Raw genomic sequence first — 15,292 nt, forward strand, 5'->3', positions numbered from 1 at the left:
CACGCGGCTGCGGCGGCCTGCAAGCAGGAGAGAGGGAGGCAGCATCGCCGTGGCCGCAGGTTCAATTTCACTTCATCGCGCTTAAGTCGAACGCTGCACCGCAGGCTTCTCGGCGTCGGCCCTGGCAGCGCTGAGATTGTGCGCGGTGTTGATCAACGCGATATGGGTCAGCGCCTGCGGGAAATTGCCGGTCTGCCGACCGGCGCCGGAATCGAACTCCTCGGCCAACAGTCCGAGATCGTTGGCGACCGCGACCACGCGGTCGAACATGGTCTGCGCCTTGTCGACATCTCCTGCCAGCACATGAGCGTCGGCTAGCCACAGGCTGCAGGCCAGGAACGCGCCCTCGATGGGCTGGACCTCATCGGACACCTCGCGCGGATCGTGCCGCAGCACGAACCCGTCGCGCATCATGTGCCGCTCGACCGCTTCGATCGTGCCACGGATGCGCGGGTCGCCCGGCGGCAGGAAGCCGACCGACGGCAGCAGCAGCAGGCTGGCGTCGAGCAGCTTTGAGCCATAGCTCTCGACGAAACTGTTGAGCTCAGGGTCGAAGCCCCGTTGGCAGATGTCGCGATGGATGGCCTCGCGCAGCACCCGCCATTTGACCAGCGGCCCCTTGAAGCCGAACCGCTCCGCGCTCTTGATGGCGCGGTCGAAGGCGACCCAGCACATCACCTTGGAGAACACGTAGTGTCTGGGAGTGCCGCGGCGTTCCCAGATGCCGTGATCCGGCTGATCCCAGACATCGGCGAGATGGGTGACGACGGTGCACTCCAGCGACCAGTTCTCTTCGTCGAGCTTCAGCTTGGCCATGCGGGACTGATGGAAGGCGTCGATCAACTCGCCATAGACGTCGAGCTGAAGCTGCGCATGCGCGGCGTTGCCGGCGCGTACCGGCTGCGCCCCTTCGTAGCCGGACAGCCATCCGGCCTCCCATTCCAGGAGGCGCCGCTGGCCCAGGATGCCGTACATGATCTGCATGTTGGCCGGCGCGCCGGCTGCGGCCCGCAGCAGCCAGTTGTGCCAGGCTGCCGCTTCCTCGGTGTAGCCCGAATTCATCAGGGCCAGCAGCGTAAAGGTGGCGTCGCGCAGCCAGCAGAACCGGTAGTCCCAATTGCGCGCGCCGCCGAGCTTTTCCGGCAACGACGTGGTGGGTGCCGCGACGATGCCGCCGGTCGGCCTGAAGGTCAGCGCCTTCAGCGTGATCAGCGAGCGCATCACGAGGGCGCGCTGATAGCTGCCGTCATAGGTCGAACGGCTGCACCATTCCCGCCAATATTCCTCGGTGTCCTTCAGCGCAGCCTCAGGGTCGATCGGCTCCGGCACCGGGTGATAGGACGGTCCATAGGTCAGGACGAACGGCACGGTGTCGCCCTCGCCGACCTCGAAATCGGCGAACGTGGTCAGATCCTTGCCGCGGGTTTCGACCGGCGTGCGCAGCACGGTCATGTCCTGCCCGCTGATCGCCAGAAGTCCGTCGCCATCCGGATTCTTTCGCACCCAGGGGACATCGACGCCGAAGCCGAAGCGGATCACCAGCTCCATGTGCATCTTGACGCGGCCGCTGATGCCGCGAACGAGGCGGACCACATCGGAGGCGTTGCCACGCGGCGGCATGAAGTCGATCAGCGCGACCGCGCCGCCTTCCGCCTCGAACCGGGTCTCCAGGATCAGCGTATCGTCCCAGTAGCGCCGCGAGGTCTGCTTGATCTCGCCAGCGGGTGCCAGCAGCCAGCGGCCATTCCTCGACGTGCCGAGCAGCGCCGCGAAGCAGGGGTCGGAATCGAACGCGGGCCAACACAGCCAGTCGATCGAGCCGTCGCGGCCGACCAGCGCGGCGGTCTCGCAATCTCCGATCAGTCCATAGTCTTCGATACGAGAGGCCACGCGCTGCGCTCCGCGTTGTCAGGTGTGCGAGCGCTCGCGGGTCGCGTGCTTGAGGGCGTCGACGTCGATTGCCGACGCGAGATGCTCGATCGAGACCGGGAGCCGCTGCTTCCAGTTCGGATGCTCGTAGACGGTGCCGGGAATGTTCGGCTGCTCGACAATGCCGAGCAGGTCCTCCATCGACACCGCCATCATCCGCGACCGCGTCCGCGCCAGGAAGCTCGCCACCGAATAGAAATCGTTCGCGTGGATGTCGTGCCGGCGCAGCACGTCGTCGAGCTGGCCGAGCGCGCGCCAGCGCCCCTCGTCGGTCTCGCCGGGATCGATCCCGAGCGCACGCTTGGTCTTGAGGTCGCTGAACGAGCGCCAGCCCGCATAGGTCGAGAGGTCGTGGGTGTTGAAGGTCACCAGCGCATTCGGCAGATAGTAGTCGGCGTTGCGGAAGACGCCCTGGTCGTCGGTCTCGAACATCATCACGAGATAGGACCAGATGCCCCAGCCGTTCATCTGCTCGCGGAACCCGGGAGGTACAGTGCCGAGGTCCTCGCCGATCACGACGCAGCGGCTCGCCACGCTCTCCTGCGCGGTCGCCGCCAGCAGCGCCTCGAACGGCATCAGCACATAGGCGCCATTGGCCGGGCCGAAGCCGCGCGGCACCAGATAGAGCCGCTTAAGCCCGAACGCGTGGTCGAGCCTGATTGCGCCGGCGTGGTGCATCGAGGCGCGCAGCATCTGCCTGAACGGCTCGAACGAGCGCTGTTCAAGACCCGCGGCATTGAAGCCGGCAAGCCCCCAGTCCTGGCCCGCCGTGTTGAGCGGGTCCGGCGGCGCGCCGACGCCGAGATGGCGCGAGATCGCGATCTGCTCATTCCAGGCGTCGAACCCGTCCGACTGCACGCCGACGGCAACGTCGAGATAAAGCCCGACCCGCATGCCGAGCTTGTGCGCAAGCGCCTGGCAGGCGCCGAGTTGACGGTCCGCGGTCCATTGCACGAATTCGACGAACTCGACCTCAGCGGCAGAGTCGCGCGAGCGGCGCAATCTGGCACAAGCTGCATCGCTCGGCTGCCGCCATTCGTCCGGCCATTCCCACCACGGCGTGTTGAATTTGTGCCGCATCACCTCGAAGCAGGCGAAGCGCGACAGCAGCGTGCCCTGCTCGTTGCGATAGGCCTCGAAGTCCTGCCAGCGGCCGAGGCCGGGATTGGCCTTGAAGGCCGAGAACGCCGCGCGCAGCGCGGGCCATTTCTGCGCCGCGACGCCGACATAGTCGACCATGTCGTGGCTGCGGAGCGGTGCCAGCGCGGCCTTGGTCTCGGCATCGACACGGAATTCGGGAATCTGCTCGACGTCGATGTAGAGCGCATTGAGGAACAGCCGGCTGTTCGGCGAGTACGGGCTGCAATCGCTGGGCCGATCGTCGAACAGCGCATGCAGCGGATTGAGCCCGACGCCGTCGGCGCCGAGCCGGTGGGCCAATTCGAGCAGGTGCTGCAGGTCGGTGAAGTCACCGATGCCCCAGTTGCGCGCTGACCGCACGCCGTAGAGCTGCACCGCGATCACCCAGCAGCGGTCGAACTCGCCGCCGAAGGCGCCCTGCGGCGCCACCAGCAGCGGCAGCTCCTCGCTGCCAGATGCGTCGGACAGCTGCAACCGGTGCACGCCTTCGGGCAGACCCGACGGCCACGTCACACTTCGCTCACGCGCCTCGCCCTGCGCGAGCACCCCGGCGCCATTCGCAAGCTTCCATTGCACCGGAAGCCGGGCAGCTTCCGAGAGCTGCGTTTGCGCAGCCTGGCCGCCTCTGACCACCACGGGATCGGCGATGATCCGACGGGGCGCCTGCGGCGGCAGCGCGTCGAGGATCGCCGTGAGCGCCTCGGGGGTTGTCACACGGCGGTGACCGCTGCCATCGATATACTCGGTCTGGATTCCCAGGGTTTGGGCTTTGGCGTAAAGGTCCATTCGGCACGCTGCCTGCTCGCAACGGTTGGTGGATCGTTGCTAAATTGTACAGATACGGGAAAGGGATAGTTGATGTTCAACGCTCTACCCTATCCGGCGTTCCCACCGGGAACCATTGCCCGGCGAGCGGCTTTCTATATGGGTCTGGCGCGCCTCCTTCCCGGCGCCGGGACGTCATTTGCATTTTTAATGGCGGCATCACCGTGAACAAAACCCTCCGGCCTGTCGAGAGTGCCCATGGCACTTTTCATATCACCGATGTCTATCCGTCGGTTGATGGCGGCCGCTTTCCGGTCAAGCGCATTGTGGGCGAACCTGTCGAGGTGTGGGCCGACATCTACCGTGCCGGACATGACGTGATATCGGCGGCATTGGTGTGGCGGCGCGAGGGCGACAGCGAATGGCAGGTCGCGCCGATGACGGCGCACAGCGATGACCGCTGGGGCGGCGCTTTCGTGCCCGACCGGCCCGGCCGCTACGCCTTCGCGATCGAGGCCTGGACCGATGAATTCGCCAGCTGGCGGCATCGCTTCGAGCAGAAGCCGCGCGACGGCAGCGATCACACGCTGGACGCGCTCGAGGGCGCGGGCATGCTGACCCAGGCGCAGGCCGGCAGCCCGGCGGCGGCGGCCGTCATCATCAGGCAGTGCGAAATCTTTCTGCAGACCGGCGAACCAGGTGCGCTGCTCGCGCCCGAATTGCGGGAGGCGATGGCCGGCAGCCAGTTTCGCCGCGATCTGATGCGATCGCAGCTCTACGCGCTGACCGCGGACCGCCCGCGGGCGCGCAGCGGCGCATGGTACCAGATGTTTCCGCGCAGCCAGGGCAAGACACCGGGCATGCATGCAACCTTCAACGACTGCATCGCGCGGCTTCCCGACATCGCCGCGATGGGCTTTGACGTCGTCCTGCTCGCGCCGATCCACCCGATCGGCCGGCAGCACCGCAAGGGCCGCAACAATGCCACGACCGCGCAGGCGGGCGATCCCGGCAGCCCCTATGCGATCGGCGCAGCCGAGGGCGGCCACGACGCCGTGCATCCGGAACTCGGCACGCTCGACGACTTCCGCGCCTTCGTGGCGGCAAGCCAGGCGCATGGCCTCGAGGTCGCGCTCGATTTCGCCGTGCAGTGCTCCCCCGATCATCCCTGGCTGACCGAGCACCCAGAGTGGTTCAAGCGGCGCCCGGACGGATCGATGCGCACCGCCGAGCATCCCCCGCAGCGCTGGGAGGATGTCGTCAACCCGGATTTCGGATCCGAAGACGCCGGCGCCCTGTGGCGCGCGCTGCGCGACGTCGTGCTGTTCTGGGTCGAACAGGGCGTCAGGATCTTCCGGGTCGACAATCCGCACACCAAGCCGCTGGCGTTCTGGGAGTGGCTGATCCGCGAGGTGCGGGAGCGCGACGCGGACGTGCTGTTCCTTGCGGAAGCCTTCGCGCGCCCGAAACTGATGAAGGGCCTCGCCAAACTCGGCTTCACACAGTCCTACAGCTATTTCACCTGGCGGACGCAGCGCTTCGAGCTCGAACAATATCTCGGCGAGTTGGCCTCCTATCCCGAGCGTGACTTCTTTCGGCCGAATTTCTTCGTCAACACACCGGACGTCCTGCCCTTCCACCTGCAAAGCGGCGAATCCTGGATGTTCAAGTCGCGTCTCGCGCTCGCCGCGACGCTTTCAAGCAGCTATGGCATCTACAGCGGCTTCGAATTGCTCGAACACACGCCGGTCCCCGGCCGCGAGGAATATCTCAACTCCGAGAAGTACGAGATCAGGGTACGCAACTGGGAGCAGCCGGGGAACATCAAGCCCTATATCGCGGCTCTCAACCGGATCAGACGCGGCAATCCGGCCCTGCAACAATTCGCCAATTTGCGCTTTATCAGTGTCGATGACGGCGGCGTGATCGGCTTCATCAAGGAGGCGGTCGATCAGGGCAATGTGATCGCGGCCGCGATTGCATTGTCAGCCGAGCTGCGTGAGGTCTGGCTGCCGCTCGGCGACGTCATGGTCGGCCGTGGCGATGCCCGCCGCCCCGTCTCGGCAGTGGAAGACCTTGTCACCGGAGAGCGCCACGCGCTCGAATGGGGAGGCATCCGTCTACGTATAGATCCTGCGCGCGATCCCGCGTTGCTGCTGCGCTGTGTCGCCTGAAGGAGCCGTCATGAACGTATTCTCCTCCGTCAATACCCAGGAGAAGGTCGCAACCGATACTGCGGACCAGCTGTGGTACAAGGACGCGATCATTTACCAGCTGCATGTCAAGGCATTTGCCGACAGCAACAATGACGGCATCGGCGACTTCGCGGGGCTGACGGAGAAACTCGGCTATCTGCAGGAGCTCGGCGTCACCGCGCTGTGGCTGTTGCCGTTCTATCCCTCGCCCGGCCGCGACGACGGCTACGACATCGGCGACTATGGCGACATCAATCCCGATTTCGGGACGATGAAGGACTTCAAGCGCTTTATCCAGGAGGCCAAGAAGCGCGGCCTGCGCGTCATCACCGAGCTCGTCGTCAACCACACCTCGGACCAGCATGCGTGGTTCAAGCGCGCGCGCCGCAGCCCGCCCAATTCGAGCGCGCGCAGCTGGTACGTCTGGAGCGACACGGACCAGAAATACCTCGATACAAGGATCATCTTTACCGATACGGAGAAGTCGAACTGGACCTGGGATCCGGAGGCCGGCCAGTTCTACTGGCACCGCTTCTTCTCGCACCAGCCGGACCTGAATTTCGACAATCCGCGCGTGGTGCGCGCCATCGTGCAGGTGATGAAGCGCTGGCTCGACACCGGCGTCGACGGCTTCCGGCTCGACGCCATTCCCTATCTGTGCGAGCGCGACGGCACCAACAACGAGAACCTGCCGGAGACGCATGCCATCATCAAGCAGCTGCGCCAGGAGCTCGATGCCTATGCCAAGGGCAAGATCCTGCTGGCCGAAGCCAATCAATGGCCGGAGGACGTGCAGGAATATTTCGGCCATGGCGACGAATGCCACATGGCCTATCACTTCCCGCTGATGCCGCGCATCTACATGGCGATCGCCCAGGAAGACCGCTTTCCGATCACCGACATCCTGCGGCAGACGCCCGACATTCCCGCCGCTGCGCAGTGGGCGCTGTTCCTGCGCAATCACGACGAGCTGACGCTGGAAATGGTCACCGACGTCGAGCGCGACTATCTATGGTCGACCTACGCCAACGATCCACGCGCCCGCATCAATGTCGGCATCCGCCGCCGCCTTGCGCCGCTGATGGACAACGACCGGCGCAAGATCGAGCTGATGAACTCGCTGCTGCTGTCGTTCCCGGGCACGCCGATCATCTATTACGGCGACGAGATCGGCATGGGCGACAACATCTATCTCGGCGACCGCAACGGCGTGCGGACGCCGATGCAGTGGTCGCCGGACCGCAACGGCGGCTTCTCGCGCGCCGACCCGGCGCGGCTCTACGCGCCGATGATCATGGACCCGGTCTACGGCTATGAATCCGTCAATGTCGAGGCGCAGTCGCGCAGCCTGTCGTCGCTGCTGTCGGCGACCAAGCGGCTGATCGCGGTACGCAAGTCGACGCTCGCCTTCGGGCGCGGCACCATGACCTTCATCCGCCCGGAGAACCGCTCGGTGCTGGCCTATGTGCGCCAGTACCAGGGCGAAGCGATCCTGTGCGTCGCCAATCTGTCGCGGTCGGCGCAGGCCACCGAGCTCGACCTCTCCGCCTTCAAGGACCGCATTCCGCTGGAGATGCTCGGGCGCACGCGCTTTCCCGCGATCGGCGAGCTGCCCTACATGATCACGCTCGCGCCGTACGGCTTCTACTGGTTCCAGCTGCAAGAGCGCGACAAGTCCGAGCCGGTGACGCCGCGCGCGGTGCCGGAATTCGAGACGCTGGTGGTGCCGCTGAATTCGACCTGGATGTCACTGGCGCGCACCCGCGGCGTGTTCGAGCACGACGTGCTGCCCGGCCATCTCGCCCGCACGCGCTGGTATCCGGAACGATCCGCGAGCGCGATCCAGCCGATGCTGGTCGCCGCGATCCCGTTCTGCGACATCGGCGACAACCGGCCGTGGCTCGCCTTCTTCGAGACCACGCAGCGCGGCACCACCAGCCGCTATGTGCTGCCGATGCAGATCGAGTGGGTGCGCTTCGACCGCGAGCGCTACAATCCGCGCGCATTCGCCGCCGTGCGCCAGGGTGCGCGCGAAGGCACCTTGCTCGATGTCGCCACCGACCAGATCTTCACCGGCCTGTTCCTGCGCAACTTGCGGGAAAACCTCACGGTCGACGAAGGTGAGCAAGGCCTCAAGCTCGAATTCCGGCCGACCAGCCGCTTCTCCGACCGGCCGGTGCGGCAGCCCGAGCGCATCCGGGTCTTCGAGAACGACCAGCCGCATTCGACCGCGCTGGTCGACAACGAATATGTCACCAAGATCTACCGCAAGCTCGAGGTTGGCATCAATCCGGAGATCGAGATGGGCCGCTTCCTCACCGAGGTGGTCAACTTTCCGAACACCCCCGCCTTGCTCGGCACCGCCGAGCTGATCGAGGGCGACAAGCGCAGCGCCATCGCCGTCCTGCATGCGATGGTCGTCAACCAGGGCGACCTCTGGACCATCGCAGGCGCACACCTCGACCGCCTGGTCGAACGGCAGCGCCTGCTGACAGTGAGCGAGCACCCCGTGGAGAACGGCGACCAGGCCACCTATCTGCGCCACATGTCGCATAGCGGAAAGCGGCTCGCCGAGCTGCATCTGGCGCTCGCCAGCAACCGCGACCTGCCGGACTTCGCGCCCGAGCCGACCAAGCCCGACGACCTGCAGCGCTGGGCCGACGAGATCATGGCGCGGGCCGAGCGCGTGTTCGATACGCTGAAGCAGCGGCGCGGCTCCCTGAAGGAGGCCGACCGGCTGCTGGCCGATCAGTTGCAGGCCCAGCATGACACGCTGCCGGAGCGGCTCAAGGCACTGCTGCCGCGAGAAACCGACGGCTTCAACATCCGCCATCACGGCGACCTGCATCTCGGTCAGTTGCTGGTGGTCAAGGACGACGTCTTCATCATCGATTTCGACGGCGGACCGGGCCGCACCATCGCCGAGCGGCGGCGCAAGGCATCGCCGGCGCGCGACGTCGCCGGCCTGATCCGTTCGATCGACTATGCGGCGACCGCCGCGCTGGAACGGACGCTCAAGGTCTCCCCCGATGAGAGCGGCCGGTTGAGCCTCGCCTTGGCCGAATGGCGCGACCAGGCTGCGGATACCCTGCTGGCGGCCTATCGCGAGACGGTGGCCGGCCAGCGGCTGTGGCCCGCCGACGCCAAGACGGCCGATCGCCTGCTCAATTTTTTCCTGCTTGAGAAAGCCTTCTATGAGATCGAGTATGAGCTGGCCAACCGGCCGGATTGGCTGCGGGTGCCGCTCACCGGCCTGCTGAGGATCCTGGCGCAACAGCCGCATGAGGTTGCATGAGCAAACTGCCCGCCGAGGCCTATGCCATCATCGAGGGCCGCCACTCCGACCCCTTCCACTATCTCGGGCTTCACCCCGAGGGGGATCGCAACGTCGTGCGCGCCTTCCTGCCCGATGCCAGCAATGTCGAGGCGATCGGCGAGCATGGCGAGACCGCACAGCTGGCGCGGATCCATGACGCCGGCCTGTTCGCAGGCCCCCTGCCGAACGGCTCGACGCGCTACCAGCTCCGCGCCCGCTTCGGTGACAACGTCGTCGAGCTGGAGGATGCCTACCGCTTTCCGCCGATCCTGAGCGATTTCGATCTCTATCTGCTCGGCGAAGGCACCCATCAGCGCGTCTACGACACGCTCGGCGCCCATCCGATGACGCTCGACGGCGTCGACGGCATCGGCTTCGTGGTGCTGGCGCCGAATGCGCGCCGGGTCAGCGTGGTCGGCGACTTCAACTTCTGGGATGGCCGCCGCCACCCGATGCGGGTGCGCGGTGCAGGATACTGGGAGCTGTTCATCCCGCGCGCGCGGGTCGGCGATCACTACAAGTTCGAGATCATCGGGCGCAACGGCCAGCATCTGCCGCTGAAGTCCGATCCCCTGGCGTTCGCCGCCGAGGTGCGCCCGAAGACCGCCTCGATCGTGATCGACGAGCGCAGGATCCCGCATCCGCGCCCGGCGCCGGATCGCGTCAACGCGCTGAGCTCGCCGATGTCGATCTACGAGGTCCATCTCGGATCGTGGCGGCGCAAGGGTCGCAACGAGTGGCTGACCTATCGCGAGATGGCGGAGCAGCTGCCGGCCTATGCCAGCGACATGGGCTTTACCCATGTCGAATTCCTGCCGATATCAGAGCATCCGTTCGACGGCTCCTGGGGCTACCAGCCGACGGGCATGTTTGCGCCAACCAGCCGCTTCGGCTCGCCGGACGATTTTGCCGCGCTGATCGACGCCTGCCACGGCGCAGGGCTCGCCGTGCTGCTCGACTGGGTGCCCGGGCATTTCCCCGACGATCCGCACGGGCTCGGCAATTTCGACGGCACCGCGCTCTACGAGCACGCCAATCCGCTGCAGGGCCGTCACCTCGATTGGGGTACGCTGATCTACAATTACGGGCGCACCGAGATCACCAACTTCCTGGTGTCGAATGCGCTGTTCTGGCTTGATCGCTATGGCATCGACGGGCTGCGCGTCGATGCCGTCGCCTCGATGCTCTATCTCGACTACAGCCGTCCCGCCGGCGGCTGGATCCCGAACAAATATGGCGGCCGGGAAAACATCGAGGCGATCGACTTCCTGCGCCGCTTCAACACCGAATTGTTCGCGCATTTTCCGCAGGCGACGACGGCGGCGGAGGAATCCACCGCATGGCCGCAGGTGTCGCGTCCCGTCGAATATGGCGGGCTCGGCTTCGGCTACAAGTGGAACATGGGCTGGATGCACGACACGCTGAAATATATCGGCAAGGACCCGATCCACCGCAAATACCATCACGGCGACATCCTGTTCGGCCTGCACTACGCCTTCTCGGAGAACTTCATCCTGCCGCTGTCCCACGACGAGGTCGTGCACGGCAAGCGCTCGATCCTCGGCCGCATGCCCGGCGACGACTGGCAGCGCTTTGCCAATCTGCGCGCCTATTACAGCTTCATGTTCGGCCACCCCGGCAAGAAGCTGATGTTCATGGGCTGCGAGTTCGGCCAGGAACGCGAGTGGAATCACGACTATTCGATCGATTGGCATCTGCTGCAACAACCGAAGCACAGCGGCATCCAGAACCTGGTCCGCGACCTCAACCGGCTCTATCGCGCGCTGCCGGCGCTGCACGAGCTCGACTGCGACCAGGCCGGCTTCGAGTGGGTCATCACCGACGATGCCAACAACAATGTGTTCGCCTGGATCCGCAAGGGCAATGATGCGCGCGCACGCTGCCTCGTGATCGCGAACTTCTCACCCAGCGTCTACCGCGACTATCGCGTCCGGGTGCCCTTCGCGGGCAAGTGGCACGAGGTGTTCAACTCGGATTCCGCACATTACGGCGGCACCAATGTCGGCAATGTCGGCGAGGTGCGCGCATCGGAGGACGCCACGCCCGAACTGAGCCTGACCATTCCGCCGCTGGCTGCGATCTTCCTCGTACCGGAAAGCTGATTGATGCGACTGACCGGGGGTACGTCCGCACGGCTCGGTGCAAGCTGGGACGGCAGAGGCACCAATTTTGCGCTGTTCTCAGCGAATGCGGAGAAGGTGGAGCTGTGCCTGTTCGACGGCCAGGGCCGCCGCGAGCTCGAGCGGATCGAGATGCCGGAGCGCACCGAGGACGTCTGGCACTGCTATCTCAACGACGTCTCGCCGGGCCAGCTCTACGGCTATCGCGTCTACGGGCCCTACGCGCCGGAGCGCGGCCATCGCTTCAACGCCAACAAGCTGCTGCTCGATCCCTACGCCAAGCGGCTCGCCGGCCGGCTGGTATGGAGCGATGCGCATTTCGCCTACCGCACCGGCAGCGCGCGCGAGGACCTCTCGTTCGACCGGCGCGACAATGCCCGCGGCATGCCGAAGGCGGTCGTGGTCGACGAGACCTTCAACTGGGGCCGCCGCGAGATCCGGCCGCACATTCCCTGGGAAGACACCATCATCTATGAGGCTCACGTCAAGGGCCTGACGCAGAAGCGCGAGGACGTGCCGCCGAACCTGCGCGGCACTTATGGCGGATTGTCGTCGCCGGCGATGATCGCCCACCTCAAGCGGCTCGGCGTCACCACGATCGAGCTGTTGCCGATCCACGGCCTGATTGATGACCGTATCCTGGTCGAGAAGAAACTGGCGAACTACTGGGGCTACAACACCATCGCCTTCTTCGCGCCGGAGGCGCGTTACGCCCAGGACAATGCGCTCGACTCGTTCCGCACCACGGTGGCGCGGCTGCACGATGCCGGCATCGAGGTGCTGCTCGACGTCGTCTACAACCACACCGCCGAGGGTAACCATATGGGCCCGACGCTGTGCTTCCGCGGCATCGACAATGCCTCGTATTACTGGCTGAACCGCGAGAACCCGCGCTTCTACGACGACTTCACCGGCTGCGGCAGCTCGGTCAACCTCACCCATCCGCGCGTGCTGCAGATGGTGATGGATTCGCTGCGCTACTGGGTCGAGGTCTGCCATGTCGACGGCTTCCGCTTCGATCTGGCTACCACGCTGGCGCGCGGGCCGAACGGATTCGATCGCAACCACCCCTTCCTCACCGCGATCCGCCAGGACCCGGTGCTGGCAACCGCCAAGATGGTCGCCGAGCCCTGGGACCTCGGTCTCGGCGGCTACCAGGTCGGTGCGTTTCCATCGCAATGGTCGGAATGGAATGATCGCTATCGCAGCGCGATGCGGCGCTACTGGAGCGGCGAAGGCAGCCTGATCGGCGACATCTCGGGCCGCATGACCGCGTCGTCGGATTTGTTTCACCACGACAACCGCGCGACCCGCGCCAGCGTCAACCACATCACGGTACATGACGGCTTCACGCTCGCCGATCTCTTCAGCTACAACGAGAAGCACAACGAGGCCAATGGCGAGGACAATCGCGACGGCTCCAACGACAATCACAGCAACAATTGCGGCCATGAAGGCCCGATCGACGATCCCGCCATCATCGCGCTGCGCCGCCAGCTCAGGAAGAATGCGCTGGCCTGCCTGCTGCTGGCACAGGGCACGCCCTTGATCCTCGCCGGCGACGAGGTCGCCAACACGCAAGGTGGCAACAACAATGCCTATTGCCAGGACAACGAGACCGGCTGGATCGGCTGGGAGAACCTCGACACCGACGACGACGCCATCGATTTCATCGGCCACCTCACTGCGCTGCGCCAGCGCTTCGGCCAGATCCGCTGCCAACGCTGGCTCGACGGCCGCCGCACCGACGGCAGCTACGGCGTGCTCTGGCTGACGCCGGCAGCGGAGGAGATGAAGGAATCCGACTGGAAATTCCCGGAGAGCCGATTCCTCGCCTATGTGCTGGGGCCGATGGAACCAGGACAGGCGCCGATCTTTATCGTGCTCAATGCCGCACCGCAGGAGATCGTGTTCAGGATGCCGAGGATGGCGGAATACAAGAGCTGGCGGCAGGTCTTGAACACGACCAAGGCCGAACAAACGGCTGAGCAGTTCGCATCCGGCGCCGATACCAGGGCACCGCCGCGCTCGGTGCTGGCATTTGCAGGCTCCACATGAATAGACAACATTTCGGCGCCGAGCTGACACCTGACGGCACGCGCTTCCGGCTCTGGGCGCCGGCGGCCAAGCGCGTCGACCTCCTGCTCGACAAACCGCATCGGCTTACGCGCGATGCCGCCGGCTGGTATATCGCCGAGATCCCGGGCGCGGGCGCCGGCACGCGTTACAAATTCCGCATCGATGACGAAGTCGATGTGCCGGATCCCGCCTCCGCATTCCAGCCGGACGACGTGTTCGGCCCGAGCGAGGTGATCGACCACGCCGCCTTCAAGTGGCGCGCGACGGACTGGCGCGGCCGTCCCTGGCATGAGGCCGTCGTCCTCGAGGCCCATGTCGGCACCTTCACACGAGAGGGCACCTATCGCGCCATGATCGACAAGCTCGATCATCTCGTCGCGACCGGCATCACCGCGCTCGAGCTGATGCCGCTGGCGGATTTCGCCGGAGGGCGCAACTGGGGTTATGACGGCGTGCTGTGGTACGCACCCGACAGCGCCTACGGCCGTCCCGAGGACCTCAAGACCCTGATCGACGAAGCGCATCTGCGCGGGCTGATGGTGATGCTCGACGTGGTCTATAACCATTTCGGGCCCGAGGGAAATTATCTCGGCCGCTATGCGCCGTCCTTTTTCAGTAACGCGCACACCCCGTGGGGCAGCGCGATCGACTATCGCGTGCCCGAGGTGCGCGCGTTTGCGATCGGCAGCGTGGTGAGCTGGCTGCGCGACTATCGCTTCGACGGCCTGCGGTTCGATGCGGTCAATACCATCGTCGAAGCCGGCGAAGTCTCCGTGCTCCATGACTTCAGCAACGCCGCCGGCAAGCTCGCCACCGAGACCGGCCGCTACATCAACCTCGTGCTCGAGAACGGCGACAACATTGCAAGCCTGCTCGATGCCGCCGAGGATCCGCCGCACGGCAAATTCCGCGGCCAGTGGAACGACGACTATCATCACGCCTGGCACGTGCTGCTGACCGGCGAGACCCAGGGCTATTATGGCGACTACCGGGCGCCGAAGCAGGACCTCGCACGCGCGCTGTCGTCCGGCTACATCTACCAGGGCGAAGTCTCGGAGTTCTGGGGCGGCAAGGCCCGCGGCGAGCCGAGCGGCATGCTGTCGCCGACCTGCTTCATCAACTTCCTGCAGAACCACGACCAGATCGGCAACCGGCCGCTCGGCGATCGTCTCGTCAGCATTGCCAGGCCGGAGGCGGTCGCGGCGGCGCTGGCGGTAACGCTGATCGCGCCGACCACGCCGATGCTGTTCATGGGCGAGGAATGGGGCGCGACGACGCCCTTCCCGTTCTTCTGCGATTTCAAGGGCGATCTAGCCAATGCCGTCCGCGCCGGACGGCGCAAGGAGTTCGCCTGGGCCTATGCCAAATATGGCGACGACATTCCCGACCCGCTTGCCGACGAAACCGTGCGGTCGGCCGTGCTCGACTGGGCGGCGATCGGCCATGATCCGGCGCGCGCGCGGCTTGCGCTGGTGCGCGACCTGCTCGCCGTGCGCCGGCAGGAGATCGTTCCCCGGCTCAGAGGGTGCCGCTTCGGCGACGCCATCGTGGCGGGCGACCTGCTGACGGCGCATTGGCAGATGGGCGACGGCGGCACGCTGCGGCTGACAGCCAATTTGTCCGATCGTGACATCCCCGATGGACCGGAGCCGAAGGGAACTGCGATCTGGGGCGGCGCGTTGTCGAGCGACCTCCCCGGCTGGGCGGTGCGCTGGCACATCGGATAG

At 65.5% G+C, this 15,292-nt stretch carries 7 protein-coding genes; 5 read left to right on the forward strand and 2 right to left on the reverse strand.

What is annotated here, in order from left to right; all coding sequences use genetic code 11:
• Positions 1-81: 81 nt before the first annotated feature.
• Entirely contained in the window at positions 82-1,890 is a 1,809-nt protein-coding gene (locus AKL29_RS04330) for a glycoside hydrolase family 15 protein (protein ID WP_050383256.1), read from the reverse strand.
• Positions 1,891-1,908: 18 nt separating this feature from the next.
• Positions 1,909-3,855, reverse strand: a complete 1,947-nt coding sequence (malQ, locus tag AKL29_RS04335) for a 4-alpha-glucanotransferase (RefSeq protein ID WP_050383257.1) — start codon at positions 3,853-3,855, stop codon at positions 1,909-1,911.
• A 203-nt stretch (positions 3,856-4,058) separates the two neighbouring features.
• Here malQ and AKL29_RS04340 point away from each other — a divergent pair, with 203 nt between their 5' ends.
• Genes AKL29_RS04340 through treZ form a run of 5 tightly spaced genes read left to right on the forward strand, consistent with a single transcriptional unit; the run spans position 4,059 to position 15,292 of the window.
• A complete protein-coding gene (locus AKL29_RS04340; protein WP_050383259.1) occupies positions 4,059-6,008 on the forward strand; it encodes an alpha-1,4-glucan--maltose-1-phosphate maltosyltransferase in 1,950 nt (649 codons plus the stop codon).
• Positions 6,009-6,018: 10 nt separating this feature from the next.
• Positions 6,019-9,324: a maltose alpha-D-glucosyltransferase gene (gene treS, locus AKL29_RS04345; RefSeq protein WP_050383260.1), complete on the forward strand. Its 3,306-nt coding sequence runs from the start codon at positions 6,019-6,021 to the stop codon at positions 9,322-9,324.
• Positions 9,321-11,468 (forward strand): 1,4-alpha-glucan branching protein GlgB, encoded by a 2,148-nt coding sequence (gene glgB / locus AKL29_RS04350; protein ID WP_050383261.1) that lies wholly within the window; start codon positions 9,321-9,323, stop codon positions 11,466-11,468. Before treS ends, glgB begins: the two co-directional genes overlap by 4 nt.
• 3 nt (positions 11,469-11,471) lie before the next feature.
• Complete coding sequence (glgX, locus tag AKL29_RS04355; protein ID WP_050383279.1) at positions 11,472-13,544, forward strand: glycogen debranching protein GlgX; 2,073 nt, start codon at positions 11,472-11,474, stop codon at positions 13,542-13,544.
• Complete coding sequence (gene treZ, locus AKL29_RS04360) at positions 13,541-15,292, forward strand: malto-oligosyltrehalose trehalohydrolase (RefSeq protein ID WP_050383262.1); 1,752 nt, start codon at positions 13,541-13,543, stop codon at positions 15,290-15,292. The genes glgX and treZ overlap by 4 nt, the downstream gene beginning before the upstream one ends.

Origin of the sequence: Bradyrhizobium pachyrhizi (assembly GCF_001189245.1) — a bacterium.
GTDB lineage: Bacteria > Pseudomonadota > Alphaproteobacteria > Rhizobiales > Xanthobacteraceae > Bradyrhizobium > Bradyrhizobium pachyrhizi.

What these genes read in the sequence shown, in the direction of transcription:
- glgX (WP_050383279.1), top strand. Translation starts at nt 11,472, where the DNA reads ATGCGACTGACCGGGGGTACGTCCGCACGGCTCGGTGCAAGCTGGGAC.
- glgB (WP_050383261.1), top strand. Translation starts at nt 9,321, where the DNA reads ATGAGCAAACTGCCCGCCGAGGCCTATGCCATCATCGAGGGCCGCCAC.
- treS (WP_050383260.1), top strand. Translation starts at nt 6,019, where the DNA reads ATGAACGTATTCTCCTCCGTCAATACCCAGGAGAAGGTCGCAACCGAT.
- malQ (WP_050383257.1), bottom strand. Translation starts at nt 3,855, where the DNA reads ATGGACCTTTACGCCAAAGCCCAAACCCTGGGAATCCAGACCGAGTAT.
- treZ (WP_050383262.1), top strand. Translation starts at nt 13,541, where the DNA reads ATGAATAGACAACATTTCGGCGCCGAGCTGACACCTGACGGCACGCGC.